This window comes from Caballeronia sp. INML2, assembly GCF_023631365.1.
GTDB classification, from domain to species: domain Bacteria; phylum Pseudomonadota; class Gammaproteobacteria; order Burkholderiales; family Burkholderiaceae; genus Caballeronia; species Caballeronia turbans.
Map to the genome: position 1 here is coordinate 26,947 of NZ_JALQDH010000074.1, position 25,775 is coordinate 52,721.

General features: G+C 65.3%; 23 protein-coding genes and 1 pseudogene. 14 read left to right on the forward strand and 10 right to left on the reverse strand.

Annotated features, from left to right (window positions below):
- The first annotated feature begins 6 nt into the window (after window positions 1–6).
- Window positions 7–576: a manganese efflux pump MntP gene (gene mntP, locus NCT32_RS24990; protein ID WP_061116209.1), complete on the forward strand. Its 570-nt coding sequence runs from the start codon at window positions 7–9 to the stop codon at window positions 574–576.
- Here mntP and NCT32_RS24995 read toward each other — a convergent pair.
- Window positions 542–970 (reverse strand): DUF6632 domain-containing protein, encoded by a 429-nt coding sequence (locus tag NCT32_RS24995; protein ID WP_061116511.1) that lies wholly within the window; start codon window positions 968–970, stop codon window positions 542–544. The two genes, mntP and NCT32_RS24995, sit on opposite strands and share 35 nt — an antisense overlap.
- A 174-nt stretch (window positions 971–1,144) precedes the next feature.
- Here NCT32_RS24995 and alr point away from each other — a divergent pair, with 174 nt between their 5' ends.
- Window positions 1,145–2,248 carry an alanine racemase gene (gene alr, locus NCT32_RS25000; RefSeq protein WP_061116210.1) on the forward strand — a complete coding sequence of 368 codons (1,104 nt, stop codon included), beginning with the start codon at window positions 1,145–1,147 and terminating at the stop codon, window positions 2,246–2,248.
- Window positions 2,249–2,267: 19 nt separating this feature from the next.
- Here alr and NCT32_RS25005 read toward each other — a convergent pair whose 3' ends face one another.
- Window positions 2,268–3,737: a PLP-dependent aminotransferase family protein gene (locus NCT32_RS25005; protein ID WP_061116211.1), complete on the reverse strand. Its 1,470-nt coding sequence runs from the start codon at window positions 3,735–3,737 to the stop codon at window positions 2,268–2,270.
- A gap of 85 nt (window positions 3,738–3,822) precedes the next feature.
- Between NCT32_RS25005 and NCT32_RS25010 the strand changes: the two genes are divergently transcribed.
- Window positions 3,823–4,446: an FMN-binding negative transcriptional regulator gene (locus NCT32_RS25010; RefSeq protein ID WP_061116212.1), complete on the forward strand. Its 624-nt coding sequence runs from the start codon at window positions 3,823–3,825 to the stop codon at window positions 4,444–4,446.
- A gap of 6 nt (window positions 4,447–4,452) precedes the next feature.
- Complete coding sequence (locus tag NCT32_RS25015; RefSeq protein WP_061116213.1) at window positions 4,453–5,076, forward strand: LysE family translocator; 624 nt, start codon at window positions 4,453–4,455, stop codon at window positions 5,074–5,076.
- A 20-nt stretch (window positions 5,077–5,096) separates the two neighbouring features.
- On the opposite strand, the gene NCT32_RS25020 is transcribed toward NCT32_RS25015, so the two are convergent.
- The 4 genes from NCT32_RS25020 to NCT32_RS25035 are packed head-to-tail and all read right to left on the reverse strand — an operon-like array spanning window position 5,097 to window position 9,807.
- A complete protein-coding gene (locus NCT32_RS25020; protein ID WP_061116214.1) occupies window positions 5,097–6,476 on the reverse strand; it encodes a CoA transferase in 1,380 nt (459 codons plus the stop codon).
- Window positions 6,477–6,530: 54 nt separating this feature from the next.
- Window positions 6,531–7,532 (reverse strand): 4-hydroxythreonine-4-phosphate dehydrogenase PdxA, encoded by a 1,002-nt coding sequence (pdxA, locus tag NCT32_RS25025; RefSeq protein WP_061116215.1) that lies wholly within the window; start codon window positions 7,530–7,532, stop codon window positions 6,531–6,533.
- 26 nt (window positions 7,533–7,558) lie between these two features.
- Window positions 7,559–8,812, reverse strand: a complete 1,254-nt coding sequence (locus tag NCT32_RS25030; RefSeq protein ID WP_061116216.1) for a four-carbon acid sugar kinase family protein — start codon at window positions 8,810–8,812, stop codon at window positions 7,559–7,561.
- Complete coding sequence (locus tag NCT32_RS25035) at window positions 8,809–9,807, reverse strand: 2-keto-3-deoxygluconate permease (RefSeq protein ID WP_061116217.1); 999 nt, start codon at window positions 9,805–9,807, stop codon at window positions 8,809–8,811. The genes NCT32_RS25030 and NCT32_RS25035 overlap by 4 nt, the downstream gene beginning before the upstream one ends.
- A 235-nt stretch (window positions 9,808–10,042) precedes the next feature.
- Here NCT32_RS25035 and NCT32_RS25040 point away from each other — a divergent pair, with 235 nt between their 5' ends.
- Complete coding sequence (locus tag NCT32_RS25040) at window positions 10,043–10,822, forward strand: DeoR/GlpR family DNA-binding transcription regulator (protein WP_250490612.1); 780 nt, start codon at window positions 10,043–10,045, stop codon at window positions 10,820–10,822.
- Here the strand turns inward: NCT32_RS25040 and NCT32_RS25045 are convergent.
- From NCT32_RS25045 to NCT32_RS25055, 3 genes and pseudogenes are all read right to left on the reverse strand, one after another.
- A pseudogene (locus NCT32_RS25045) lies at window positions 10,803–10,955 on the reverse strand (thiolase C-terminal domain-containing protein); the annotation flags it as partial. The gene NCT32_RS25040 and the pseudogene NCT32_RS25045 overlap by 20 nt on opposite strands.
- A 97-nt stretch (window positions 10,956–11,052) precedes the next feature.
- A complete protein-coding gene (locus NCT32_RS25050; RefSeq protein ID WP_061116219.1) occupies window positions 11,053–13,563 on the reverse strand; it encodes a PAS domain S-box protein in 2,511 nt (836 codons plus the stop codon).
- Window positions 13,564–13,729: 166 nt separating this feature from the next.
- Window positions 13,730–14,608, reverse strand: coding sequence for an SDR family oxidoreductase (locus NCT32_RS25055; RefSeq protein WP_061116512.1), 879 nt, complete (start codon window positions 14,606–14,608; stop codon window positions 13,730–13,732).
- A 104-nt stretch (window positions 14,609–14,712) separates the two neighbouring features.
- Between NCT32_RS25055 and NCT32_RS25060 the strand changes: the two genes are divergently transcribed.
- On the forward strand, window positions 14,713–15,564 hold the full coding sequence (locus tag NCT32_RS25060) for a LysR family transcriptional regulator (RefSeq protein ID WP_061116220.1): 852 nt from the start codon (window positions 14,713–14,715) through the stop codon (window positions 15,562–15,564).
- A gap of 47 nt (window positions 15,565–15,611) precedes the next feature.
- On the opposite strand, the gene NCT32_RS25065 is transcribed toward NCT32_RS25060, so the two are convergent.
- Window positions 15,612–16,952, reverse strand: a complete 1,341-nt coding sequence (locus NCT32_RS25065; RefSeq protein ID WP_061116221.1) for a PLP-dependent aminotransferase family protein — start codon at window positions 16,950–16,952, stop codon at window positions 15,612–15,614.
- 99 nt (window positions 16,953–17,051) lie between these two features.
- On the opposite strand from NCT32_RS25065, the gene NCT32_RS25070 reads away from it, so the two are divergent.
- The 8 genes from NCT32_RS25070 (at window position 17,052) to NCT32_RS25105 (ending at window position 25,401) form a co-directional block, all read left to right on the forward strand.
- Window positions 17,052–17,666, forward strand: coding sequence for a DJ-1/PfpI family protein (locus NCT32_RS25070; RefSeq protein WP_061116222.1), 615 nt, complete (start codon window positions 17,052–17,054; stop codon window positions 17,664–17,666).
- Window positions 17,667–17,862: 196 nt separating this feature from the next.
- The gene (locus tag NCT32_RS25075; protein WP_250477784.1) at window positions 17,863–18,558 is read left to right on the forward strand and encodes a GntR family transcriptional regulator; all 696 of its coding nucleotides are present in this window, start codon (window positions 17,863–17,865) and stop codon (window positions 18,556–18,558) included.
- Between the two features lie 40 nt (window positions 18,559–18,598).
- A complete protein-coding gene (gene mtnK, locus NCT32_RS25080; RefSeq protein WP_061116224.1) occupies window positions 18,599–19,864 on the forward strand; it encodes an S-methyl-5-thioribose kinase in 1,266 nt (421 codons plus the stop codon).
- Window positions 19,865–19,875: 11 nt separating this feature from the next.
- Window positions 19,876–20,955, forward strand: a complete 1,080-nt coding sequence (gene mtnA, locus NCT32_RS25085) for an S-methyl-5-thioribose-1-phosphate isomerase (RefSeq protein ID WP_061116225.1) — start codon at window positions 19,876–19,878, stop codon at window positions 20,953–20,955.
- Entirely contained in the window at window positions 20,952–21,623 is a 672-nt protein-coding gene (locus NCT32_RS25090; protein WP_061116226.1) for an L-fuculose-phosphate aldolase, read from the forward strand. The genes mtnA and NCT32_RS25090 overlap by 4 nt, the downstream gene beginning before the upstream one ends.
- A 71-nt stretch (window positions 21,624–21,694) precedes the next feature.
- On the forward strand, window positions 21,695–22,810 hold the full coding sequence (locus tag NCT32_RS25095) for a sugar ABC transporter substrate-binding protein (protein WP_061116227.1): 1,116 nt from the start codon (window positions 21,695–21,697) through the stop codon (window positions 22,808–22,810).
- Window positions 22,811–22,867: 57 nt separating this feature from the next.
- The gene (locus NCT32_RS25100) at window positions 22,868–24,403 is read left to right on the forward strand and encodes a sugar ABC transporter ATP-binding protein (protein ID WP_061116228.1); all 1,536 of its coding nucleotides are present in this window, start codon (window positions 22,868–22,870) and stop codon (window positions 24,401–24,403) included.
- Window positions 24,400–25,401 carry an ABC transporter permease gene (locus NCT32_RS25105; RefSeq protein ID WP_061116229.1) on the forward strand — a complete coding sequence of 334 codons (1,002 nt, stop codon included), beginning with the start codon at window positions 24,400–24,402 and terminating at the stop codon, window positions 25,399–25,401. Before NCT32_RS25100 ends, NCT32_RS25105 begins: the two co-directional genes overlap by 4 nt.
- Window positions 25,402–25,775: the final 374 nt, after the last annotated feature.

A 25,775-nucleotide genomic window follows, 5' to 3' on the forward strand; every position in this document is an offset into this window, starting at 1 on the left:
TACTCGATGAACCTCGCCTCTACGATATTTCTAGCCTTCGCCATGTCCACCGACGCCTTCGCCGCCGCGGTCGGCAAGGGCGCGACCCTGCACAAGCCGCGCATCGCGGAAGCGTTGAAGACCGGCGTGATCTTCGGCGTGATCGAGGCGCTGACGCCGCTCGTCGGCTGGGCGCTGGGCAAGGCGGCCGCGCAGTATGTAACGGCCTGGGATCACTGGATCGCGTTCGGCCTGCTCTTCGTGCTCGGCGCGCGCATGATTCGCGAAGGCTTGAGCGAAGCGGCCCACGACGAGGAAAGACCCAACTCGCATTCGTTCTGGGTGCTCGCGCTCACCGGTTTCGCGACCAGCATCGACGCAATGGCGGTCGGCGCAGGCCTCGCGTTCATCGATGTCGATATTTTCTCGACGGCCGCGACCATCGGCTTCGCGACCATGCTGATGGTGACGATCGGCGTGATGGTCGGGCGGCTCGTCGGCGCGACCATCGGCAAGCGGGCGGAAATCGTCGGCGGTCTGGTCCTGATCGGCGTCGGCAGTGTCATTCTGGCTGAGCATCTTGGCTATCTGAGCTGAGCTTGCGCGCCGTGTCGCCGCGCGGTGTGAAGACGGCGAGCGCGGCGGCGACGATGAAAAGCGCGGGGACATCGCCCGCCAGGTGACCGAAATGTCCCGCGCCGCCGAACGATTGCACGGTCATGATCGCGCCGTGCACGACGCTCGAACACACCGTGAACCAGATGAGGCTCAGATGCCGCATCGGCGCACGGGATGCGATGAGCAGAAACACGCCGAGCGTCGCATAGATGCCGACGATCATCAGCGCATACTCGGAGCGGCCCGCGTGGCCGCTTTCCCATGCCCATCCCGAAGGCCACAGCAACATCAGCGGATAGAGGCCGAACAGCGCGATCAGCCCGACGATGACGAGCACGATACGCAGACAGGCGAGACGGCGGGCGTCGTTCATGGCGTGCTCCTCGGCGGCGCGGCATGAACGACACCATACGCCGAAGCGCGCCAGAACGGCTCCGAAGCCGTCAGTCGTTTCGACCAAAAAACATCGCAAATAAAATAACAACTACTGCGATTTGGCCGATACGATTCGTCGATCCACTGCCTTTAACCTCGCATCCAGCACGTCATGCCACGTCCGATTTCCGCGCGCATTCATCTCGACGCCGTTCGTCAGAACCTTCAACTCGTCAAGCGCATGGCGCCGTCCTCGCGCGTCTGGTCCGTGATCAAGGCGAATGCCTACGGTCATGGAATAGAGCGCATTTATCCGGCGCTCGCGGAAGCGGACGGCATCGCACTGCTCGATCTCGACGAAGCCGTGCGCGTGCGCGAACTCGGCTGGACGAAACCGATTCTGCTGCTCGAAGGCATTTTCGAGCCTGCGGACGTCGAGACGGCAGATCGTCATCGCCTCACCGTGACGGTGCATTGCGACGAGCAACTCGCGCTGCTCAAAGCGGCGCGGCCGAGCGAACGCATCGACATCCAGTTGAAGATGAACTCGGGCATGAACCGGCTCGGCTACCGGCCGGGCGAGTTCGAAGCCGCGTGGGAGCGAGCGTCGGGCATCGGCGCGGTCGGCTTGATCGGCCTGATGAGCCACTTCGCGAACGCGGACGATGGCGCGATCGACTGGCAAGTCGACGAGTTCGATGCCGCCACGCGCAATCTTCCCGGCACGCGCTCGCTGTCCAATTCGGCGGCGGTGCTGTGGCATCCGCGCGCGCATCGCGATTGGGTGCGGCCCGGCACGATCCTCTATGGCGCGTCGCCGACGGGCCGCGCGCGCAACATCGAAGGCTTCGCCCTGCGCGCGGCGATGACGCTCGAAAGCCGCATCATCGGCGTGCAGACGCTCGCGCCGAACGAGACGATCGGCTATGGCCGCACCTTCACGGCGGATCGCGCGATGAGAATCGGCGTGGTCGCATGCGGCTACGCGGACGGCTACCCGCGCCACGCGCCGACGGGCACACCCGTGATGATCGACGGCGTGCGCACGCGCATCGTCGGACGTGTGTCGATGGACATGCTCACCGTCGATCTCACGCCGTGCCCGGCGGCGGGCATCGGATCATCGGTGGAACTGTGGGGCGAGCACGTCCGGGTGGACGAGGTGGCCGAGCCGTCCGGCACCATCGGCTACGAGCTGATGTGCGCGCTCGCGCGGCGCGTGCCGGTGAGCATCGACGCGGGCGTGACGAGCGAGCCCAAAGCGCAGTCGGCCTGACGCTGCCGCGCAGGCGAACTCAGGCGCTCGTATCGCCGATCACGCCGGCGAGTATCTCGATACCTCTGCGAATCTGATCGACCGGCACGCTGGCATAGCCGAGGATCAGGCCGGCGGGCCGGGTGCGCGCGGCAACGGCCGGCGCGACATAGAGCGGCGACACCGGATAGACACCCACGCCTTTCGCATGCGCAGCGGCCACGAGCGCCGCCTCATCGTTCGAATCGAGAAACGGCAGCCACAGCGTGACATGCAGCCCGGCGGCACTGCCGGTCACCTCCGCGCGGCGCGGCAGAAGACACGCGATGGCATCGAGCAGTGCGGCGCGACGCCGTTCGTATTCCCGCCGCACGCGCCGCACGTGACGTTCGTACGCGCCGCCTTCGATCAGCGATGCGAGAACACGCTGATCGATGACCGCGGAATGACGGTCGCTCAGCCTTTTGGCCTGACGGAACACCGGCACGAGATCGTGCGGCAGGATCATGTAACCCAGACGGAGATGCGGCGAAAGCGCCTTGGAGAATGTGCCGATGTAGATCACGCGGCCATTCGAATCGATCGATTGCAATGCGTCGATCGGGCGCTGGCCGTAACGGAACTCGCCGTCGTAGTCGTCCTCGATGATCCACGCATCGTGCCGTCGCGCCCATTCGAGCAGTTCGAGCCGGCGCCCGACCGGCAACACGCCGCCCAACGGAAACTGATGCGATGGCGTCACGTAGGCGAGCCGCGCGCGGCCGCGAGCGGGCAGACGGCGCGTGTCGAGACCATGTTCGTCGACGGGAACGGGCAGCGGCACGCCGCCCGACGCTTCGAAGCAGTGGCGCGCGATCAGATAGCCCGGGTCTTCGAACGCGAACGTATCGCCGGGATCGAGCAAAACGCGCGCGCATAGATCGAGCGCCTGCTGCGTGCCGTTCACCACGACGATCTGCTCACTGTCGCAGACGAGTCCGCGCGCCCGGCCCAGATACGCCTGCAGCGCGCGCCGCAGCGCGGCATCGCCTTCGGGCGCGACGTAGTAGAGGCTGTCCGGCTGATGCAGCAACTCGGCCTGATAAGCCCGCTTCCAGATCAGCGATGGGAAGTCGCGCGCGGACACCGCGCCGTACAGGAAGCTGACAGTGCCCTTCTTCGTCTGAGGCAGAACCGGCATGGGCAGGCCGGAGACGCGCCGGCCGTATGCGGAGAGCGCAGGCGCCGTGCGGGCGACACGCGCGGGGCCGGGCGGCGCGACGGGCACGGGCGGCGTCGCGACCCGTGCGACGCGGCCCGCCGATGTGACGAGAAAGCCTTCGGCCGCGAGCTGTTCGTAGGCGGCGGTAACCGTGGTGCGCGAGACGCCCAGCTCCGCCGCCAGCGCGCGCGTCGATGGCACGGGCGCGCCTGCGGGCAACGTGCCGTCGGCGATCTGCGCGCGCAGCAAATCGTAGATGCGTTGTCCCGTACCGACCGCGCTCGACGAAGGCTTGTTCAACTGGACCATGAAAATCGACCGAAACTGGACCTTCGTATTGTGCCTGTTTCGGGCGATAGTCACGGAGTTCCGTCACATCAGTCGAGCATTCACGATGTATATCCCGCCGCATTTCGCAGAAACTCGCCCCGAAGAGTTGCAACGGATCATTCGCGCGCATGCGCTCGGCATCCTCGTCACGCGCGACGACGCCGGTCTGGACGCCAATCACATTCCCTTCGAATTCGATCCGGACCGGGGCACGCACGGGTTGCTCACCGCGCACGTGGCGCGCGCCAACGATATCTGGCAGCGATACCCGACCGGCACGCCCGTCATGGTGATTTTTCGCGGCGCCGAGGGGTATATCTCGCCGAACTGGTATCCGAGCAAGCACGAGGCGCATCGGCAGGTGCCGACGTGGAATTACGAAGTCGTGCACGCGCACGGCGTGCTCACCGTGCGCGATGACGAGCCGTTCGTGCGCGGCCTCGTCGCGCGCCTGACGCGGCGGCACGAGGCGAACGAGCCGAAGCCGTGGAAGATGGGCGACTCCGAACCCGAGTTCATCGACGGCATGTTGCGAAACATCGTGGGCATCGAGATCGCCGTGACATCGCTCGTGGGCAAATCGAAGCTGAGCCAGAACAAGGAGGCGCGCGATCGAATCAATGCAGCCGATACGTTGCAAGCGCGCGGACATGATGAGCTGGCTCAGGCGATGTCGCGGGCCGGGTGACAGACCATGACCTTCCTTACATTTCTCATCGCGGCGACCGTGCTTGCCATTACGCCCGGCCCCGGCATCGCTTATGTCGTCGCGCGAACCGTCGCAGGAGGCCGCGCCGAAGGCATGGCGTCGTGTCTCGGCACGGCGGTCGGCGGCCTGTTTCACGTCGCTGCCGCGGCGCTCGGCCTTTCTCTGCTGATCGCCCGGTCGGCGATGCTCTTCAGCATCGTCAAATACATCGGGGCTGCGTACCTGATCTACCTCGGCATTCGCCTTCTGATCCGCAAGGAAGAGGCAGCCGATCTCGCCCCGGTTACGTCGCACGGTGCGCGTCGCGCGTTCCGCGAAGGCATTCTCGTCGAAGCGCTCAACGTGAAAACCGCGCTCTTTTTCCTGGCGTTCCTTCCGCAGTTCGTCGCGCAAGGTCAGGCGTTGATTCCGCAACTGGTGCTGCTCGGGAGCATCTGCGTCACGTTGAATACGCTCGTCGATGTCGGCGCGGTGCTCGCGGCGTCGCGCCTGCTCGGCTCGAGTGCCGCACGTGCCGCGCGCGCGAGATTCCTCACACGCACCTCGGGTGCCGTCATGCTGGGATTGGGCGGATATCTGGCGCTCGCGCGCAGGACGTTCGCGCTTTGAAGCGGTTCAGCAAACGCGCGTCACCACCGCGCGTCCGACGTCCCCGGCGGCGCCGAATTGCGCGTATAGCCCGTGGGCGTGCGCGCCAGTTGCGCGCTCGGCCGCACGGCCATCAGCTCGCCGAAACCGGATTCGTACCGCTCGACATACGGCGCGAAATCCGGCTTCGCCGTCTTCAGCCCGCCCGCCACGCGCCCGAGTCCGCGCACCCAGTGCCCCGTCTGCGCGAGCGAAACCTGCACATGCCAGCTTCCGCCTTCGCGCTGCTGTTTCCATAGCGCGGCGGCCGCGCCGAACGCCATCAGGAAGCCGCTCGCCATGTCGAGCATCTGCATGGGCAAGGGACGCGGCTTGCCTTCGCCCGCCGCTTCGCCTTCGGCTGCGTTGAAACCCATAGCGGTCTGAACGAGCGAATCGAAGCCGCGCCGCTCGGCCCACGGACCCTCGGTGCCATACGCACTCAGCGACGTATAGACGATCCCCGGCCTGCGCGCCGCCAGCGCCTGCGGCCCGAAACCCAGCGATGCGATCCCGCCCGGCCGATACCCCTGCGCGAACACATGCGCGTCATCGATCAGCCGCCAGAGCGTGTCGCGATCCGAAGCCAAGCGAAGGTCGAGCAACGCCGAGCGTTTCCCCCGGCTCGTATCCGCAATCGCGGGAATATTCGGCAGATGCGGTCCATTCACGAGCATCACGTCCGCGCCGAATGCAGCCAGCGCGCGCCCGCCGACCGGCCCCGCGAGAATGCGCGTGAAATCGAGCACACGCAGGCCGTCGAGCGGACGCGCATCGGCGGACAAGGGCGGCAACGCGAGAGGCGCCGCATCGCCGATGCGCGTGATCGTCATCAATGGCTGCGCGGCGACGGCTTGCGCCTGCGGCGTCGCGTCCCACGCATCGAAGGTGCGCAGCATCGTGACGACGAGCCCACGCTCCGCCGCCGCGTTCTCGAAATCGCAGCCGCGCCACGCGAGCAACGCGCGCTCGGCGTCTTCGCGCGTCGCCGTTTTCGGATCGAGCCCGAGCAGCCGCAGCGCGCCATCCTGATGATGTTCGAAGTTCGCGTGAATGCGGACGTAGCCATCGGCGCAGCGATAGAGCCCGGAAAAGCGTCCCCACGTTTCCGGCTCCTTGCCATCGACCATGAACGCGCCGGTGCATTCGACCGCCGCATGCGTCATGTCGACCGACACGCGCTGCCGAGCGCCGCCACGCAGCGCACCAAGCTCGCACGCCGCGAGCGCGGCCGCGCCGATGCTCGCCTGCGCCGCCGTGCCGACGGCGAAGCTCGATGGAAAAACCGGATCGCGACCCGGAAGGTCGATGAAAGAAAGCGCATCGCCGGGCAAGCCGGCGATGCGCCATATGTCGTGCAGCGTATCGAAGGAAGAGGTCATGATCGGTCGGCGCGCGTGCTTCGTGTGAAGCACCCATTATCGCGCCAACTGCGTTCAGTGACGCCGCGTCGCCAGCTCCGCGCCCTGACGCAGCGCTTCGAGCATGCTGCCTTCATCGGCGATGCCCTTGCCCGCGATATCGAACGCCGTGCCGTGATCCACCGACGTGCGAATCACATCGAGCCCCACCGTCACGTTCACGCCCGCTTCGAGACCGAGCACCTTCACCGGACCGTGCCCCTGATCGTGATACATCGCGACTACGAGATCGAAGTCGCCGCGCCCCGCGCGGTAGAAGAGCGTATCGGCAGGCAGCGGGCCGGTCACATCGAGACCGCGTTCCTGCAGGACCTTCACGGCGGGGATGATCTTTTCCTCTTCCTCGCCATAGCCGAACAGCCCGTTCTCGCCCGCATGCGGATTGATCCCGCACACCCCGATGCGCGGCTTCTCGATGCCCGCTTTCACGAGCGTCGCGTTGCCGCGCTCGATCGTGCGCTGCACGAGGCCCGGCTCGATCTTGCGGATCGCGTCGATGATGCCGATATGCGTCGTCACGTGGATCACGCGCAGTTGCGGCGCGACGAGCATCATCGACACTTCATCGACGCCCGTCAGATGCGCGAGCATCTCCGTGTGACCGGGAAACTTGTGGCCGCCCGCGTGCAGCGCTTCCTTGTTGAGCGGCGCGGTGCAGATCGCGTCGATCTGGTTCGCCTGCGCCAGTTCGACGGCGCGCGCAATGTACTGATACGCCGCATCGCCCGCGACGGCGGAAAGCTCGCCGAAGGGCAGGTCGTCGGGAATCAGGCCGAGATCGATGCAATCGATCACGCCCGGCTCGTAGCGCGCTTCGGTCGCATCCTTGATGCGTCGCACGGTCGCCTTGCCGCCGACGATTTCGTTCGCACGCTCGAGACGGCGCGCATCGCCGATCACGAGCGGACGGCACTGCCGATGGACGGCGTCGTGCGCGAGGCTCTTGACGACGACTTCCGGGCCTACGCCGCTCGCGTCGCCCATCGTGATGCCGATTACGGGGAGTGTGTTGGTCATGATCTTTCGTCTGGTGATGTCGTGTCTTAACGCGCGACGGGAATATCCGCGCCGCGCAAATGCAGGTAGGCGCCGAGCAGCGCGTGCTCGCTGCCGAACGCGCCCGCTTTCGTGACGATGGAAGGGCCTGTGCCGCCCGCTGGCCGTCCGAGCGCGACACCCGCTTCTATTTCGTGCACGAGTTCGAGGCTGCCGACGCTCGCGGCGGAAAGGATCGCGCGCGCGGTTTCGCCGCCGGTCGCGATCAGTCCGCCGAGCGCGTCGAATTGAGGCGCGACGAGCGCCGCGAGCGCGTTCGACAGCAGCGCGCCTTCGGCGGGATCGAACGCGTCGTCGCGGCCGATGCGCACGATCGCGTCTTCCCTGCCGCGCACCGAATCGCCGATTCGTTCATGCCACGCCTGCCATTGCGGGTGTTGCGCGCCATCGCGTAGCACGGCGGGCGGCACGATCATTTCGCGCACGCCGGCTTCGGCGCACAGCATCGCGCATTGACGCTCGGAAATCGCGGAGAGGCTGCCGACGAGCGCGAGGATCGGGCCTTGCGTCGGATCGATCGAGCTTGCCGGGTGCGAGGACGCATCGGCATCGAAGAGATCGGGCAGGGCGGCCAGTTCGCGCGCGAGTCCGCCGGAACCGACCCAGAAAAACGGCGCATCGACCGATGCGGTCACGCGGGCAAGCGCGGCCAGATCGCCGCTGGTTTCGGCATCGACGATGATGGCGTCGATGCCATCCGCCGACGCGGCCGCCGATGCGATCATCGCGGCGACGTCGTGCGGCGCGGCCCGGAACGCATCGAGCGAAACGTGCGCGACGCGCAGGCCGACCATGTCGAGCATCGCGCGCAACCCCGCGTTTTGCCCGGCGTGTTCGAGCTGCCACGTTTCGGTGTCTTCGAGCGGCACGCCGCGCACGAACACACGGCCATCGCGCACGGTTCGGCCCGTCGCCGGGAACGCGGGCGTGACGATCGCCGGTCCGGCGAGCCGCGTCAGCGCCGCGACTTCCGCGCTCCAGTTGCCGCGCAAGGTCGAATCGATCTTCTTGTAGAGACGCCGGCCCGGCGCGCGCAGCGTCTGCCAGGTGCTCGCCGTGCGCTTCGCGGCGTCGGCGGGCGCGAGGCGGCGCGTGTCGGTGTCCGCCGCGATGACTCTTGCGTTCGCGTGTGATGCGTTCTCATCGAGCGAGACGACGGTTTTCAGTCCGGCCGCCGCGAACGCGATCGCGCAATCGGCGGCGCCGGACAGATCGTCGGCGACGATCAACAAGCTCTTCATTGCGTGGCCTCGCGTGTCTTCGATGCCAAGCGCGCATCGTTTTGCGCGTTCACGCGTTTCGCAATCGACGCGGTCAATATCGGCGACACGATTGCCGTCACGACGACGCACGCCGCGACGAGCAGCGTTGCGGATTTGGCCGCTTCGTTATAGACGGGATTGGCCGCCGCGATCAGCGCCGGAACGGCGGCCGCGTTACCCGCGGTATTCGCCGCCGCCGCGCCCGCGACACCCGTGCCGCCCGTCAGACGATCCGCGAAATAAAGCGGAATGCCCGTCACGACGACGACCGCGAAGCCCAGGCCGATGCCGAGCAGGCCCGCCTGCCAGACCTTGTGCAGATCGAGGCTCGCACCGAGCGCCAGCGCGAAGAACGGAATCATCACCGGCACGGCGCGGCCGAGGAAGTCGCGCATCTCGCGATCGAGATTGCCGAGCAGCATGCCGACCACGAGCGGCAGGATGCTGCCGACGAGCGTCGGCCACGGAAACGCCGAGAGACCCGCGACGCCGAGCGTGACCATCGTCAGGAACGGGCCGGATTCGAGCGACATGATCGTGTAGGCGCCCACATCTTCGGAACGGCCGTACTGCCCCATCAGCGCCATGTACAGGCCGCCGTTCGTGTCGTTCATCGCGGCGACGACAGCGAGTGTCGAGATGCCCGCGAACACGCCCGACGTGATCGGCTGCTCGCCGAGGAAGTGCCCGAGCACGACGCCCGCGACGACCGCGGTGCCGACCTTCGTCGCGAACAGTGCGCCGCCTTTTTTCAGGAGATAGGGCGTCGCCTTCACGTTGATGCTCGCGCCCATGCACACATAGAACACCGCGAGAATCGGCAACGCTCCGGTGAAGAGCGCGTTCGTGAACGAACCGAAGAACTTCGGCATGTTCGGCGCGAAGGTCGCGATCAGCGAGCCGATCAGAAGCGGGACGATCATCATGCCGCCAGGCACGCGCTCGACGGCGCGCTTGATATGAATCTGAGCCATGCAAGTCTCCAGAGTGGTTTTTGCGCGATTCGATCATAAAGTGATCGAATCGAGCGTATGGGAGTGTAGTCCTTCGGCGTATTTCGCGCAAATCCGTCGTCGTGCGGGTTTACTCTGATCGAATCGATCAAATTGCTTGCGATACGTTCAGAATGAACCGCCAGCATTCGACGGACCCGGCCGGTTCGCTACACTGTGCGTCGCCGTCAGAACCGCAAAGAACTCAGGGAACAGGATGAAAGTCGAAAAACGCCGCGAAGCCATGCTCAAGGCCGTGCTTTCCGGCATGAACGATGTCGCCGCGCTGTGCGAGCACTTCGGCATGTCGGAAGCGACGGTGCGCCGCGACCTGCGCGCGCTCGCCGAGGAGCGGCGCATCGTGCGCACGTACGGCGGCGCGGCATCGGTGGGCATGCACGAGCCGGAAGAATCGCTCGATACGCGCCGCGAAAGTTTTCGCGAGCAAAAGGAGGCGATCGCGCGCGCGGCCGCGCGTCACGTGCAGGACGGCGACACCATCTTCCTCGATGGCGGCACGACCACGGCGGCGCTCGCGCGCTGGCTCGCCGGCCGTTCGGAAGTGCACGTCGTGACCAACAATCTGCTCGCGGTCAATGTGCTCGCGTCGGCGGACGTGCGCGTGACGCTGATCGGCGGCGACGTGCGGCCATCGAGCATGAGCACGCTCGGGCCCATCGCGCAGGTGGCGCTCACGCGCGTCACGTTCGACAAGGCGTTTCTCGGCGCGGACGGTGTCGTCGCCGGACGCGGACTGTGCGAAGCGACGGCGGAGCAGGCGTTTCTGAAGGAATGCATCATCGCGCAGGCGGCGGGCGTGTTCGTGCTGGTCACGTCGAACAAGCTCGAGCGCGCGAGCCAGCAGCACTGGACGCCGCTCGAGCGCAACTGGACGCTCGTCACCGACGCGCTGGCCGAAGCGCCGGTGCTCGCGCGCTTCGAGGAGCGGGGCAATGTGACGGTGGAATGCACCGCGCTTACGTCGAGAGAATCGTGACCAGCGCGACGGCCGAATCGCCCGCAAGCTGACCGCCGTTGTTCTCCGCGAGCGCGACCTTCGCGCCCGGACGCTGCCGCGCACCGGCCCTGCCACGCAACTGCCCGGTGAGTTCGACGATTTGCGCGACGCCGATGCTAACGGCGCGTTCTGGCCGGTGCGGAAAGTGCCGTATCGCCTCGCGAAAACGCCCGCGCGCGTGCGTGCCGTTCCCGGCGCGCCGGAAATCGTCAGACGCGCGCCGCCAGCGCCAGCACGCGCTCCAGTTCCGGAAGATCGACCGGCTTGACGAGGTGCGCATCGAAACCGGCGGCGCGCGTGCGCGCCATGTCTTCGTCCGAGCCGAGGCCCGTCATCGCGGCGACGATCGCGCGTGTGCCGCCGGGCTTGTCGCCGTCCTGACGCATGCGGCGGATCACGTCGAAGCCCGTCATGCCGGGCATCGACAGATCGAGCAGCACGACCTGCGGCCGAAGCGCTTCGAACAAATCGAGCGCGCCCGGACCGTCGTAGGCGGCGCGCGCGTTGTGGCCGAGCAGCTCGACGAGCAGCGTCATGCTGTCGGCGGAATCGCGGTTGTCATCGACGACGAGCACGTCGAGCTGACGGCTCGTCACGGCGAGCGGCGTCCCGCCTGCCGGTGCGCCGCTCGCCGGCGCCTCGGCGAGCGGCAGCCAGAGCGAGAACGCGCTGCCTCGTCCCGCGCCGCCGCTCTTCGCCTCGACATGCCCGCCGTGCAGTTCCGCTATCGCGCGCACGAGCGTCAGGCCGATGCCGAGACCGCCTTCGTCCGGATGCGCCCCCGGCGGATGCTCCTGCACGAAAAGATCGAACACGGTGCCGAGCGCCTCGGAAGAAATGCCGCGGCCCTCGTCGGTCACGCGCACCAGCACCGAGCCGCCGCGCGGGCCGACTTCGAGCGTGATCGTCGAGCCGGGCGGGCTGAACTTCGACGCATTGTTGAGCAGATTGTTGAGCGCCTGCACGAGCCGCGTCGCATCGCCGTTCACGAAAAGGGGCTGACCGCTGTCCTTCACGTCGATGCGTTGCCCGCGCTCGTCGCACAGCGGCTGGCTGGCCTCGACACTCAGATGCACGACATCGGCGATATCGACGGTCGCCGTCGTCAGGCGGATCTTGCCCGAGCTGACGCGCCCGGCTTCGAGCAGATCGTCGACGAGCCGAGTCAGATGCGCGAGCTGACGATCGACGATCTGGCGGCTGCGGACCACCTCGGCATCGTCGGACGCCTTGAGCTTGAGGATGCTCACCGCGTTGCGGATCGGCGCGAGCGGATTGCGCAGCTCGTGACCGAGCAACGCGAGAAACTCGTTCATGCGCCGGCTCGATGCTTCCAGTTCCTCGAGACGCCGCCGCGCGGTCATGTCGCGCGTGATCTTGACGAAGCTCTGCTCGCCGTCGCTGTTGCCGGGCAGCGCGCTCAGCATGACGTGCGCCCAGAACTCGGAGCCGTCCTTGCGCACGTGCCAGTCTTCGTGCTCGATGCGGCCGCGCTTCGCGGCGAGCGCGAGGTCGTCGCCGGGACGGTCGCGCCCGTGTTCGTCGGATGTGTAGAAGAGCGCGAAATGCCGGCCGATCGCTTCGGCCGCCGAGAAGCCGTAGATCGCACGCGCGCCGTCGTTCCACGAGCGCACATGGCCGTTCTGGTCGAGCATGCAGATCGCATAGTCGCTCACCGAGTCGATGAGCAGGCGCAGACGTTCGTTCGCCTCGGTCGCGACGTGCCGGTCGGTGATGTCGTGCACGAAGCACGCGAACTGGCGCTGGCCTTCGTACCAGACTTCGCTGATCGTCAGCTCGGCGGCGAACTCGCTGCCGTCGCGGCGCAGCGCGGGCAGCTCGAAGCGCCGGTTGATCATGCGCGCCTCGCCCGTCGCGAGATAGCGCGTGAGTCCGGCGCGATGCGCGTCGCGAAAGCGCTCGGGCACGATGTGCGAGGCAAGCTCGCGGCCCGTCACTTCCTGCTGCTTCCAGCCCAAGAGGAGCGTAGCGGCCTCGTTCCAGTCGACGACCATGCCGGCCTCGTCCATCGACACGAACGCGACATGCGCGTTGTCGAGCACGGTCTGGCGTCGGCGCATGGCGTCGGCGAGCTTCTTTTCGAATTCGATGCGCAGCGACGACTCGACTGAAAGATCCGCGGTCACGCTGGCGTTTTCCTTCACGAGCTTGCGGTTTTCCTGCGCGATTTCCTCGCGCGCGATGGTCTCCGCGATGCACGCGCAAAACGCGTCGAGAATGCTGATATCGGGTGGCCCGAAATGATCGGCCTCGCCGGAGATGAGCTTCAGCACCGCAACCGAGCGGCCTTCGTAGACGACGGGCGCGACCACCATCGACACGGCGCCGACCGCCTCGCATGCGGCGCGATCGACCCGATGGTCCGTCGCCGAATCGCGGCAGATGAGCGCCTGCTGGCGCGTGATGCACAGGCCCGACAGGCTGCCGGCAGTAGGCAGCCGCACGCCGATGTGCGCCGCCGCCGCGCCGCTCACCGCGCGATAGATGAGCGAGTCGCCTTCGATCCATTCCACCACGGCGGACGCGACGCCCGCGACTTCTCTCAGCGTGTCGGTGACTTTTTGCAGATAAGCGGACAAGGGAAGCCGCGAATGGGCGAGGCTCGCGAACGTGGCGAACCATCGCTGGAAATGCGCCAGTTGCTCATGTTTCGCCTTGATATTGCTTTCCGGGCTCGACGCCTCGTATTGAGTCCGCATGGGCCATGTCCAATCGATGGATCGCGATCGTGAATCGCGGAGGCATCGTAGTTTGCAAGACGGATAATTTCGTCAATTGGAACATAAATATCGGGCAAACGTTTGCGGTGAATTCTGCGTCGCGGGCCGGGCGTCTTTCTGCCGAGCCCGGCGTTTTCACTTCGCTTTATTGCGTGGCCCATTCGCGTGCGGCTTCGGCGGCGAAATCGCGATAGTCACGCGGCGGACGGCCGAGCAGCGAAGTCAGGCGCCCGACTTCCTGTGCCGAGGCCACCGCGCCATCCTGTTGATAGCGCTGCATCATGAGACGCATGTCGTAGGCGAGCCAATCCGGGCCCGCGCCTTTCATGCGGGTTTCGAGCGCGTCCAGATCGTCGCCGCCGTAGCGGATCTCGCGTTGCAGCGCATCGCGCCAGATCGCTGTGATGCTGTCGCCCGTCAGCGCATCGGGGCCGACGAGTTCATAGGCTTCGCGCGGCAAGGGCGCGTCGCTGCGTTCGCGGCGCAACAGTTCGCGCGCGGCGGCATCGCCGATATCGCGGACATCCACCATCGAAATGCCTTTGGCGCCGATCGGCATGCCATATACGCCGTGATGCAGCAGTGCATCCTTCAGGCGGATGTCGTTCTGCATGAAGTAGGCTGGGCGCAGGATCGTCGCGGGGAGATCGCAGTGTTCGATCATGCGCTCGACCGTGTGCTTGCTGGTGAAATGGGGCACGTCCGTGTAGGCATCGCCCTTGAACACCGACAGATACACGATGCCCTTCACGCCCGCCTCGCGCGCGATGCTCATTGCCTGCAGGGCCTGCGTCAGTTCGTCCGGGGCGTTCGGCGCGAGAAGAAAGAGCGTGTCGATGTCTTTCATCGTCTCGCGCAGCGCGCCGATTTCAGTCAGGTCGCCCTTCACCGCCGTCACGCCCGCCGGAAAACTCGCGCGCTCCGGCGAGCGCGTCAGCGCGCGCACGTTCGCGCCACCGTCCTTCAGATGGTCGAGAACCTGTGTGCCGATCACGCCGGTGCTGCCCGTCACGAGAATAGTCATGTCGATCTCCTTGGATCCGTTGAACACAGCGCCTACGATAATTGTTCCGGTTTCGAGCCGATAGACCCTGCTTCGGGACAGCTCGTCTCAACGATGGAACGATCATGGACCTGACCGCACTCGCCGATTTCAACACCGTCGCGTTACACGGTGGCTTCGGACCCGCCGCACGTCGCACGGGCCGCCCGAAAGCCACGCTCTCGCGGCGCGTCGCGGACCTGGAGCACAGTCTCGGTGTGCGGCTCATCGAGCGCGGCGCGCGCACGCTGCGGCTGACCGAGGAAGGCCGTGTCCTGCACGAACGCACGCGCGGCCTGCTCGCCGAAATCGACGACGCGGGCGCAACGATTCGCTCGCGCGCGCCCGTGCCGAGCGGACGCCTGCGCGTGAGCGCGCCGATCGTGTTTGCGCATGTCGTGCTGCCGCGCCTCGCGTCGCGTTTTGCGTCGGCGTATCCGCAGGTCGAGCTGGAGATCGTCGCGGAGGATCGTGTCGCGGACCCCGTGCAGGACGGATACGACCTCGTCATCCGCATCGATCCCGACGCCGACGAATTGCTCGTGGGACGCCGCATTGCGATCGACCGGCGCGTGCTGGTCGCGGCGCGCGGCTTCACGATCGACGAAGGCGCATCTTCCTTGCCTGCCGTCGTGCTCGCGCGCGCGGGCGGCACGGCCTGGCGAATTCAAGGCGGCGACGGCCGCGAGCGCACGATCACGCCCGAGCCGGTTTTGCGCCTGTCGTCGTTGCTGATGGCGCGCGAGGCCGTGCTCGAAGGCGCGGGCGTGGCGTTATTGCCGGGCTTGCTGGTCGAACCCGAGATTGCCGCTGGACGGCTCGCGAGGCTCGGACTCGATGCGGGACCGGCCGTCGAAATCTGGGCGCTCTATAGTTCGCGGCGATTGCTGAGCGCGAAAGTGCGCGCCTTTCTCGATATGCTGCAAAGCGCGGCGTGACTACGCCGGAAAAAACAACCGTGGTGCTAGGTTATTCGGATCGCGGGCTAAATATCGACCTGCGATTCGACGATCTCCCGGACCCTTCCCAACGCTTCCCTCAACGTCCCCGCATCCACCGATCCCAGCGCGAGCCGCAACGCATGCGGCACCTGCGCCGCGGTGCAAAACGGCCCGGCCAGCGACACCGAGATCCGCTCTTTAATCAGCGCCGCCGCGACACCGTCCGCGCGCACGTCCCCAGGCATCGGCAGCCATACGAAATACGAAGCAGGATGCGCGACCCGCTTCAATCGTCCCAAGGCGCTCGACGCGATCGCCTGACGCATCGAAGCATCCGCGCGCTTGTCCGCTTCGAGCCTGTCCACCGTGCCGTCCTCGAGCCAGCCGCACGCGATGGCCGTCATCACCCCGGGCGTATTCCAGGTCGTCACTCTGATCGCGCGTTCGATCTTCGGCACCCATTCGGGCGGTGCGACGACGTAGCCGACACGCAAGCCCGTCGCCACGTTCTTCGAAAATCCCGACACGTACACCGTGAGTTCGGGCGCGAGCGCGGCGAGCGGCGGCGGGGCATCGCTGGCGAGAAAGGCGTAAGCCGCATCTTCGATGATGACGAAGCCATGCTTGCGCGCAATCGATACGAGTTGCCTGCGCCGCGTCGCCGTCATCACCCAGCCGAGCGGATTGTGCAGCGTCGGCATCGTGTAGATGGCGCGCACGCGTCGCCGCTTGCATAGCGCATCGAGCGCGTCCGGATCGGGGCCCGCGCCCGACGCCGGCAGCGGGGCGAGTTCGAGCCGATGCGCTTCGGCCAGCAACTTGAATCCGGGATAGGTCAGCGTGTCGACGGCGACCACGTCGCCGGGTTTCAGCATCGCCATCACGGTCGTGGCGAGGCCGTGCTGCGCACCATCGACGAGCATCACGCGATCCGCGCTCGCATCCAGGCCGCCGCGCAGGAGATGACGCGAGACCGCCGCCCGGTCGCGCGCGCGTCCGCCATGCGGCTGATAGCGCAGCAACGCTTCCAGATCGCCCGCCGATGACAACTGCCGCAACGCATTGCGCAGCAACTCCGCCTGACTCGCCAGCGCGGGATAGTTGAAGTTGAGATCGACCATGTCCGCGGCGATGGCCACCTGATCGATGCCGAGTTCACGCGCGAGCGTCGTTTCCTTCACGAAGGTGCCGCGTCCCGTTTCGCCGCTCACGAGACCCATCGCGTTCAACTCTGCATAGACGCGCGTCGCGGTCACGATGCCGAGTCCTTCGCGCGCGGCGAGTTCACGATGCGTCGGCAGACGTGTGCCGGCCTTGAGGCGACCGGAACGAATGTCCTCAACGAATCTGTCGACGATTTGCTTGTAGCGCGGCGGTTTCGGCATGAGCGGCCTAAGCGGATGTATTCATGACAATTTTTTGATTGTATTCATTTTCGACCGTAGCATGCGCACATGCCACACATGCGCTGAAAGGAGCACATCATGCACATTGCCATTCTCACTTTCGAGGGCTTCAACGAACTGGATTCGCTGATCGCGCTCGGCATTCTCAATCGCGTGAAAAAGCCGGACTGGACCGTGTCGATTGCGTGTCCATCCGAAGAAGTGCGTTCGATGAACGGCGTCGTGCTGAAGGCGCAAGCCACGCTCGAAGAAGCCGCGAATGCCGACGCCGTGATCGTCGGCAGCGGCAGGCTGACTCGCCAGGTCGTCGCCGATGCGTCGCTGATGGCGCGCATCAAACTCGATCCCGCACGCCAGTTGCTGGCCGCGCAATGCTCGGGCACGCTCATTCTCGCGAAGCTCGGCCTGCTTCAGGACGTTCCCGCCTGCACGGATGTGACGACGAAGCCGTGGGTCGAGGAAGCGGGCGTGCGCACGCTCGATCAACCGTTCGTCGCGAACGGCAACGTCGCCACGGCCGGCGGATGCCTCGCATCGCAATATCTCGCGGCCTGGATGATCGCTCGGCTCGAAGGCATCGAAGCGGCACGCAGCGCGATGCATTACGTCGCGCCCGTCGGCGAGAAGGAAGCCTACGTCGAGCGCGCGATGAAAAACATCACGCCGTTCATCCGCATTGCCACGCCGGCGTAGCGCGAAAATTCGTGCACTGCGATGCCCGTCGCGCTGCGCGTGACGGGCTTGTTCGTGCTGCACCTGCGTCATGAAAATCGTGCGTTTAAGGCATTAAGCGCTTCGGGAAAGTCCTTAGAGAAACATCAGACGTCTGATGTATATTTCATGGACTGTCATCCGAGAGACCTTCATGCGCCTGAGCGTCGAGCGATCGATGAGCGACAAGATCCAGGAGTCGCTCCTCACCATGATCCGCGAGCGCAAGCTCAAGCCCGGCGATCAGATTCCCACTGAGATAGAGCTTTGCGAGCTGCTCGGCGTCGGCCGCTCCAGCCTGCGCGAAGCCGTGGCGCAGATGATCTCGCATGGCTTGTTGTCGCGTCAGCAAGGCAAGGGCACCTTCATCAGACAAATTTCGCTGAAGCTGCACGGCGGCCTCGATGATCTGATGTCGGTGACCGACATGATTCGCAGTGTGGGCGCGGTGCCATCGACGAGCCGCATCCAGATGGATACTGTCGCGGCTTCGGAGAGTCTCGCGGAAAAGCTCGCCATCAAGTACGGCGACCCGTGCGTGAGAATCGAGCGCGTGCGGCGCGCGGATGACGCGATCGCCGCGTATTGCATCGACACGATTCCGAAGCACGTGTTCGATGCCGCCGAGGGTGAGCTGGGCGAATCGCTCTTCGGTATGTTCGCGCGCACGGGGCGGCGGCTGTCGCATACGCATACGTCGATACAGCCGACCATTCTCACGCCGCGCGATCTGCCGGAACTGGGCGATGGCTTCGGCCTTTTTCTGCTGCTGGACGAAGTGGATTTCGATCAGAGCGGCGAGCCGCTTTGCTATAGCAACGACTACTACAACACGAGCATCTTCAAGTTCGATCTGGTGCGCAAGCGTCGCTGAGCAAGATGCACGCGCCCGGGCAACATCGGAGGAGACACCGATGGAGTTTGAAGCTTTCACCGCGCAGGAACTCGCCGCCTATCTCGGCGGCGTGCCCGACGTGCGCGCGCTGCTGGGCGACCCCGACGATCTCGAAGTCGTCGAAGTAGGGGACGGCAATCTGAACTACGTGTACTTCGTGACGAACGCGAAAGCGCCGGGGCGCAGCGTCGTCGTCAAGCAGGCGCCGCCGTTTTTGCGGCTCGTCGGCAAGACGTGGCCGCTTTCGTGTCAGCGCATGGAGCACGAAGTCGCTGCGTTGCGGCGCTTCGGCGCGCTATGTCCGCGTCATGTGCCGAAGGTGTATCACGCGGACAGCAAGCGCTTTCTCGTGGTCATGCAACACCTCGCCTCGCATCGCATCCTGCGGCAAGGGCTGATGGATGGCGCGATGTATCCGCGTCTCGCGGATCATCTCTCGACCTATCTCGCGCACACGCTCTTCTACGGCTCCGATCTCTTTCTCGCGCCCGACATCAAGAAGCAGGCCGCGAGCGCCGCGGTCAATGCGGAGTTGTGCAAGATCACCGAAGATCTCGTGTTCACGTTTCCGTTCGAAGATCATCCGTCGAACGTCTATAGTCCCGCGCTGCCCAAAGCTGCGATCGAAAGGCTGAGAACGCATGCGCCATTGCGCATCGCGGCGGCCGACATGAAGTGGGCGTTCATGAATCACGCCGAGACCTTGCTGCACGGCGACCTGCATACCGGTTCGATCATGGTCAACGAAGAAGACACCTTCGTGATCGATCCCGAGTTCGCGTTCTATGGACCGATGGGCTTCGATGTCGGCGCGGTGATCGCGAATCTGTTGCTCGCGTATTTCTCGCGCGACTGGCATGGGCGCATCGACGGGCGCGATCCCGTCGCGTATCAGGAGTGGCTGCTCGAACAGATGATGCGCATCTGGAGCGGTTTCAGCGCGCAATTCGTCGAACTGTGGCGCGATCACGAAAGCCGCAGCAAGCGGCGTTTCATCGGCGGGGACGCGGAGAGCCGCGCGCTCACGGCGTACCGCACGCACTTCATGCGGCGGCTGCTGGCCGATACGCTCGGCTTCGCGGGCTGCAAGATGATTCGCCGCATCGTCGGCATGGCGAAGGTCGCGGAAGTCACGCGCATTCCGGATGCGCAAGCGCGGGCGAATATCGAAGTGCGCTGCCTGCGTTGCGCGGAAGCGTTACTCGTCGAGCGCGCCACGCTCGGCGATATCGAACAAGTGGCGGCGCTCGCGCGCGACATTCAGCGCGATACCGCGACGATGTGACAGGAGATCTCATGGCTTCGCAGCCCTTGTTCACCACGCTTCCACCCACGATCGAATGGCGCGACGGCGATCTGCTGCTGCTCGATCAGACGCGTTTGCCGCATGAGATCGTGGTGGAGAACATCGCCGATGTGAAAGCGGTGTGGCGCGCCATTCGCGAGTTGCGTGTGCGCGGCGCGCCGGCGATCGGCGTTGCGGCCGCTTATGGGCTTTGCATCGCGATGCGCGGATCGACCGCGCTGCCCGTCGCGCAGTTCAGAACGGAGCTGGAACGTCATGCGAACTGGCTCGAAACGGCGCGGCCCACGGCGGTCAATCTGAGCTGGGCCGTGCGGCGCATGCTGCGTCATGCACGCGATGTCGATGCGAGCGATGCCGCGACGCTCTACGAAGCGCTCGTCGCGGAAGCCAAGCGCATACACGAAGAAGATCAGGCGTTGTGCGAAGGCATCGGCGAGCATGGCATGCCGCTTATCCGCGAAGGATGCGGCGTGCTCACACACTGCAATGCGGGCGCGCTCGCGACGAGCGGCATCGGCACCGCCACCGCGCCGATCTACGCGGCGCATCGCGCGGGCATCGCGTTCAAGGTCTATGCCGATGAAACGCGTCCGCTTCTGCAGGGCGCGCGTCTCACGGCGTTCGAATTGCAGCAGGCGGGCGTCGATGTCACGCTCATCATGGACAGCGCCGCCGCGTCGGTCATGTCGCAAGGACTCGTCGATGTCGTCATCGTCGGGACGGACCGTGTCGCCGCGAACGGCGACTTCGCCAACAAGATCGGCACATTGGGGCTCGCCATCGCCGCGCAGTATTACGGCATTCCGTTCTATGTCGCCTGTCCTTCATCGACGCTCGATCTGCGCACGCCGAGCGGATCAGGCATCGAAATCGAGGAGCGCGATGCCGAGGAGGTCACGCACCTCGCCGGACGACGCATCGCGCCCGATGCGATGAAAGCGCGCAACCCCGCGTTCGATGTCACACCGCATGCGCTCGTCAGCGGCTTCGTCACGGAGCGCGGCATCGTGCATGCGCCGTTCGAGCGCTCGCTGAAAACGCTGTTCGCCGCAGAGGGGAACGCCGCATGAGCGCGGCCGATGAAAGCGCGCTGCGCCGCGCGATCGTCGGGACGGCGCTCGAGATGGAGCGGCTCGGCATCAATCAGGGCACGTCCGGCAATGTGAGCGCGCGATATCGCGCGGGCTTGCTGATCACGCCGAGCGGCGTGAGCGCGCGCGAACTCGACGAGAAGGACATCGTGTGGCTGCCGCTCGATATCGCCGACGATGCCGAGCTTCTGCGCATTGAACGGCCCTCGTCGGAATGGCGCATTCATCGCGACATCCTGCGTGCGCGTGACGATATCGACGCAGTCGTGCATACGCATTCGATCGCGGCCACCGCGCTCGCCATTCATGGGCGCGATATTCCCGCGCTGCATTACATGGTCGCGGCAGCGGGCGGCAAATCGATACGCTGCGCGCCTTACGCCGTCTTCGGCAGCCAGCAGTTGTCCGACCATGTGCTCGCCGCGCTCGCCGATCGCCGCGCGTGCCTGCTCGCGCATCATGGCGTGATCGCGCTCGGTGCGGACCTCGCGCGCGCCGTGTGGCTCGCGCATGAAGTGGAGGTGCTGTCGAAGCAATATCTGCTGGCGTTGCAGATCGGCCCGCCGCCCCTGCTTTCCGACGAACAGATGGATGAAGTGCTGGAGAAGTTCAAGACTTACGGCAGGCGCAACACGGAGGATCGCTGAAACGCGTGACGGGAAGCGAAGCCTCATCGCAACGAAACTCGCATTGAACAACTCGTACAACGGAGACAGCCATGGCATGGAGTTCGGCAAGATTCGACAGTTGGGGAACGTTCGGAAAGTCCGGCGGCGCCGTATTGTTGTGCGCGGCGGCCGCGTTGAGCGGATGCTCGAAGAGCGACAACACGTCATCGACGAGCAGCACGAGTTCGGCGGCGAGCGCGAGCGCGCCCGCCAGCGCCCCGGCGAGCGCGCCGGCCGCAACCGCCGCCGGCGGCAAGCCCAAGATCGGCTTCTCGATCGCGACATTGAACAACGCGTTCTTCGTCGGACTGAAGGCGGGCGTCGAGCGCGGCGCGAAGGATCAGGGCTTCGATCTCGTGCAGACCAATGCGAACGGCGACGCGCAACAGCAGGTCAACGATGCGATCAATCTGCTGAGCCAGGGCGTGACCGCGCTCGTGCTCAACCCGATCGATTCGAAGGCGATCATTCCCGCGGTCGAAAAAGCCAACTCGATGAACATCCCGGTCTTCACGCTGGATCGCGGCTCGGATGGCGGCAAGGTCACGTCGTTCGTTGCGTCGGATAACGTCGCGCTCGGGCAGACGGGGGCGAAGTGGATCGCCGAGCAGTTGAAGAAGCGCTACGGCGAAGAGAAGGGCAACGTCGTCGATCTGATCGGTCTCGTCGGCACCACCGCCGCAACGGATCGCGAGAAGGGCTTCAGCGAGGAGATCGCGAAGTACCCGAACATCAAGGTGGTTGCGCGTCAGGAAGGTGCCTTCGATCAGGAGAAGTCGCTCAACGCGATGACCAGCATCCTCCAGAAATACCCGCAGATCGATGCAGTCTTCGGCGCGAACGACGACAACACCGTGGGCGCGGAGAAGGCCATCGACAACGCGGGCCGCTACAAGCCGCTCGGCGACAAGGCGCATATTCTCGTGATCGGCGCCGACGGCACCGCGCAGGCGCTCTCCGCGATCCGCGCGGGCAAGCAGGACGCGACGATCTCGCAGAACCCGATCCAGATGGCGGCGAAGTCGCTGCAGTTCATCGCCGACTACAACGCGAAGAAGGACGTGCCCGCGAACTATGCGTGGCCGACGATGCTCATCGACAAGTCGAACATCGACTCGGATGAAGTAAAGAAGTACGGCCTCTGGTCCGAGGAAGTGAAGCAGTAAGGGCAACCGGGGGCCGCGTGTTTCAGCGACGCGCGGCCCGCACACGGAACGCACGACATGAGAGTCGAAACCCGGGCGCGAGCGAGCGCCGCTTCGAATGCAGCGATGCCCTTGTTGCGCATGCAGGGCATCGTCAAGAGCTTTCCCGGCGTGAAAGCGCTGCGCGGCGTGAGCCTCGATCTGCACGCGGGACATGTGCTCGCGATCGTCGGCGAGAACGGCGCGGGCAAGTCGTCGCTCGTGAAAGTGCTGTCGGGCGCGTATGAACCCGACGAAGGCACGATCGACATCGACGGCATGCCGCTCGCGCGCGGCACCCATGCGGCGATCGATGCGGGCGTGGCCGTCATCTATCAGGAGCTTTCGCTCATCAACGACATGACGGTCGCGGAGAATCTCTTTCTCGGCCGCATGCCTTCGCGCAACGGCTTCGTGAGGATGCGCGAGGCCAACACGATGGCGCGCGAGGCGTTGGCGCGCGTCGGCCTGGACAACGTGCCGCCGTGGATGCGGCTCGGCGATCTGCCCTTGAACAAGCGGCAACTCGTCGAGGTCGCGAAGGCGATCGCGCGCGATGCGCGCATCCTCGTAATGGACGAACCGACCGCCGCGCTGCAAAGCCATGACATCGCCAACCTGTATGCGGTGGTGCGGCGGCTGCGCGCGGAAGGCATGGGCATCATCTTCATCTCGCATCATCTCGAGGAAGTGTTCGAGCTTGCGGATTCCGCCGTCGTGATGCGCGATGGCGCAACGGTCGGCGCGCGTCCGATGTCCGAATGGACCGAAGCGGATCTCGTACAGGCGATGGTCGCGCGCAATCTCGAATCGTTCTATCCGTGGGAACCGCGCGAATATGGTCCTGTCGTGCTCGAAGTGCGCCATCTCGCGAGCGCGCCGCTTCTGCGCAATGCGAGCTTTTCCGTGCGCGCGGGTGAGATCGTCGGCATTGCGGGCATCGCGGGCGCGGGACGCACGGAATTGCTGAAGACGATCTTCGGCGCGTTGCCTGTGACGAATGGCGAGATTCTCGTGAAGGGCAGGAAGATCACCAATCATTCGCCGACGCAAGGCGTGCGTCACGGGCTCGTCTATACGTCGGAGGATCGCAAGCTCGAAGGGCTCGTGCTGGAAGCGAACATCGAAGAAAACGTCGCGTTGTCGAGCCTGAAGGCGCTCGCGAGCGGCGGCTTCGTGAGCCGCGCGAAGAAGCGCAAGCTCGCGCAGGATGCGAGCGCGCGCTTCGGCGTGCGTGCGTCGTCGGTGCTGCAGATCACGGGGACGCTGTCGGGCGGCAATCAGCAGAAGGTGATTCTCGGCCGCGCGACGGCGACGAGTCCCGTCGTCATCATGCTCGATGAACCGACGCGCGGCATCGACGTGGGCGCGAAGTCCGAAATCTACGCGCACATGGTGACGATGGCGCGCGCGGGCGCGGCCGTCGTCATGGTGAGTTCGGAGCTGCCGGAGTTGCTCGGCATGTCGGATCGCGTGCTGGTGATGTATCGCGGCAGCATCGTGACCGAGATCGCGCGCGACAAGGCGGATTCGGAAACGGTCATTCAGTGGGCAACGACAGGAGCAGGCGCATGACCTCCACGGCAGCCGAACGTTCGGACACGGAGGCGCTGTCGCGCCGCGTGATCCGTCAATTGAGGAGCGGCATCGGGCCTTTGTTCGCGGCGCTCGTCATCATCTGTATTGCGTTGTCGATCGCATCGCCGGAGTTTCTCACCACGAGCACGCTCACGAACATCATGGTGCAGGTGTCGGTGGTGGGCATCGCGGCGGTGGGCGGCACGTTCGTCATCATCACGTCGGGCATCGACTTGTCGGTCGGCTCGCTCGTCGCGTTGAGCGGCATGGTGGCGGCAACCGTGATGGCGGGGTCGAGCCCGGGCGCGGTCGGCCTGGGCGTTGCGGGGCTGTGCGTCGCGCTTGCGGTGGGCGCGTTCGCGGGCGCGCTGAACGGGCTCGCGATTTCGTGGCTCAGGCTCGTGCCTTTCATCGTCACCCTGGCGGCGATGGCGATGGCGCGCGGCCTCACGCTCGCCATTTCCGATGGCCGCACGAAGTTCGATTTTCCCAACGCGTTCACGATGTTCGGTGCGAAGACGGTCGCGGGCTTGCCGATGCCGATGATCGTGATGCTGGTCGTGTTCGTCGCCGGGCATGTGTTGTTGCGCAAGACGACGTTCGGGCATCAGGTGTTTGCCGTCGGCGGCAATCAGGAAGCGGCGCGGCTTGCTGGCATTCCTGTGAGGCGTGTCGTGTTTTTTACTTACATGCTTGCGGGCGTGACCGCGGCGATTGCCGGGATCGTGCTTGCCGGGCGGCTGAATTCTGCTTTGCCTTCGGCGGCTAATGGGCTCGAGTTGCAGGTCATCGCGGCGATTGTGATTGGGGGGACCTCGCTTGCGGGCGGGCGCGGTTCTATCGTCGGGACGTTCATTGGGGTGGTGCTGATCGGCGTCATCAACGTGGGCCTCTCGTTGCTCGGCGTGAATCCGTTCTGGACTCAGTTCATTCAAGGCGGCGTTATTTTTGCTGCTGTGTTGCTTGATGCGCTTAGTCAGCGGAGGAAGGTTTGATGTTTTTTTTTGCTTCGCTGGATCCCGTTTTCTTGTTGGTTTATTAGCGTTGCCCCTATGCGGGGCGGCAGTCACTTTCTTTGCTGCTGCAAAGAAAGTAACCAAAGAAAGCAGCTCGAGACGCCCGCGGTCACACGCAGTTTGGCCATGCTTGCCAGCCGATCGTGGGCTCTGTAGAGAGTGCCCTCATAGGCCCCGCCGGGCTTGGATCGCGCACGGTCTGACAAGCTAGTGCTCTAAGGACACAGGTTCAGCACGAAATAGCTTCGGCACAGCGCTACGCGCTGCCGCTGGGTCTGCAAGGGACAACATCGGTCGGCACTTGCAGTGAGATGGAGGCGTTAGTAAAGAAAGTTCGGGCGGACCCGATTGAC

What these genes read in the sequence shown, in the direction of transcription:
- mntP (WP_061116209.1), top strand. Translation starts at nt 7, where the DNA reads ATGAACCTCGCCTCTACGATATTTCTAGCCTTCGCCATGTCCACCGAC.
- NCT32_RS24995 (WP_061116511.1), bottom strand. Translation starts at nt 970, where the DNA reads ATGAACGACGCCCGCCGTCTCGCCTGTCTGCGTATCGTGCTCGTCATC.
- alr (WP_061116210.1), top strand. Translation starts at nt 1,145, where the DNA reads ATGCCACGTCCGATTTCCGCGCGCATTCATCTCGACGCCGTTCGTCAG.
- NCT32_RS25005 (WP_061116211.1), bottom strand. Translation starts at nt 3,737, where the DNA reads ATGGTCCAGTTGAACAAGCCTTCGTCGAGCGCGGTCGGTACGGGACAA.
- NCT32_RS25010 (WP_061116212.1), top strand. Translation starts at nt 3,823, where the DNA reads ATGTATATCCCGCCGCATTTCGCAGAAACTCGCCCCGAAGAGTTGCAA.
- NCT32_RS25015 (WP_061116213.1), top strand. Translation starts at nt 4,453, where the DNA reads ATGACCTTCCTTACATTTCTCATCGCGGCGACCGTGCTTGCCATTACG.
- NCT32_RS25020 (WP_061116214.1), bottom strand. Translation starts at nt 6,476, where the DNA reads ATGACCTCTTCCTTCGATACGCTGCACGACATATGGCGCATCGCCGGC.
- pdxA (WP_061116215.1), bottom strand. Translation starts at nt 7,532, where the DNA reads ATGACCAACACACTCCCCGTAATCGGCATCACGATGGGCGACGCGAGC.
- NCT32_RS25030 (WP_061116216.1), bottom strand. Translation starts at nt 8,812, where the DNA reads ATGAAGAGCTTGTTGATCGTCGCCGACGATCTGTCCGGCGCCGCCGAT.
- NCT32_RS25035 (WP_061116217.1), bottom strand. Translation starts at nt 9,807, where the DNA reads ATGGCTCAGATTCATATCAAGCGCGCCGTCGAGCGCGTGCCTGGCGGC.
- NCT32_RS25040 (WP_250490612.1), top strand. Translation starts at nt 10,043, where the DNA reads ATGAAAGTCGAAAAACGCCGCGAAGCCATGCTCAAGGCCGTGCTTTCC.
- NCT32_RS25050 (WP_061116219.1), bottom strand. Translation starts at nt 13,563, where the DNA reads ATGCGGACTCAATACGAGGCGTCGAGCCCGGAAAGCAATATCAAGGCG.
- NCT32_RS25055 (WP_061116512.1), bottom strand. Translation starts at nt 14,608, where the DNA reads ATGACTATTCTCGTGACGGGCAGCACCGGCGTGATCGGCACACAGGTT.
- NCT32_RS25060 (WP_061116220.1), top strand. Translation starts at nt 14,713, where the DNA reads ATGGACCTGACCGCACTCGCCGATTTCAACACCGTCGCGTTACACGGT.
- NCT32_RS25065 (WP_061116221.1), bottom strand. Translation starts at nt 16,952, where the DNA reads ATGCCGAAACCGCCGCGCTACAAGCAAATCGTCGACAGATTCGTTGAG.
- NCT32_RS25070 (WP_061116222.1), top strand. Translation starts at nt 17,052, where the DNA reads ATGCACATTGCCATTCTCACTTTCGAGGGCTTCAACGAACTGGATTCG.
- NCT32_RS25075 (WP_250477784.1), top strand. Translation starts at nt 17,863, where the DNA reads ATGAGCGACAAGATCCAGGAGTCGCTCCTCACCATGATCCGCGAGCGC.
- mtnK (WP_061116224.1), top strand. Translation starts at nt 18,599, where the DNA reads ATGGAGTTTGAAGCTTTCACCGCGCAGGAACTCGCCGCCTATCTCGGC.
- mtnA (WP_061116225.1), top strand. Translation starts at nt 19,876, where the DNA reads ATGGCTTCGCAGCCCTTGTTCACCACGCTTCCACCCACGATCGAATGG.
- NCT32_RS25090 (WP_061116226.1), top strand. Translation starts at nt 20,952, where the DNA reads ATGAGCGCGGCCGATGAAAGCGCGCTGCGCCGCGCGATCGTCGGGACG.
- NCT32_RS25095 (WP_061116227.1), top strand. Translation starts at nt 21,695, where the DNA reads ATGGCATGGAGTTCGGCAAGATTCGACAGTTGGGGAACGTTCGGAAAG.
- NCT32_RS25100 (WP_061116228.1), top strand. Translation starts at nt 22,868, where the DNA reads ATGAGAGTCGAAACCCGGGCGCGAGCGAGCGCCGCTTCGAATGCAGCG.
- NCT32_RS25105 (WP_061116229.1), top strand. Translation starts at nt 24,400, where the DNA reads ATGACCTCCACGGCAGCCGAACGTTCGGACACGGAGGCGCTGTCGCGC.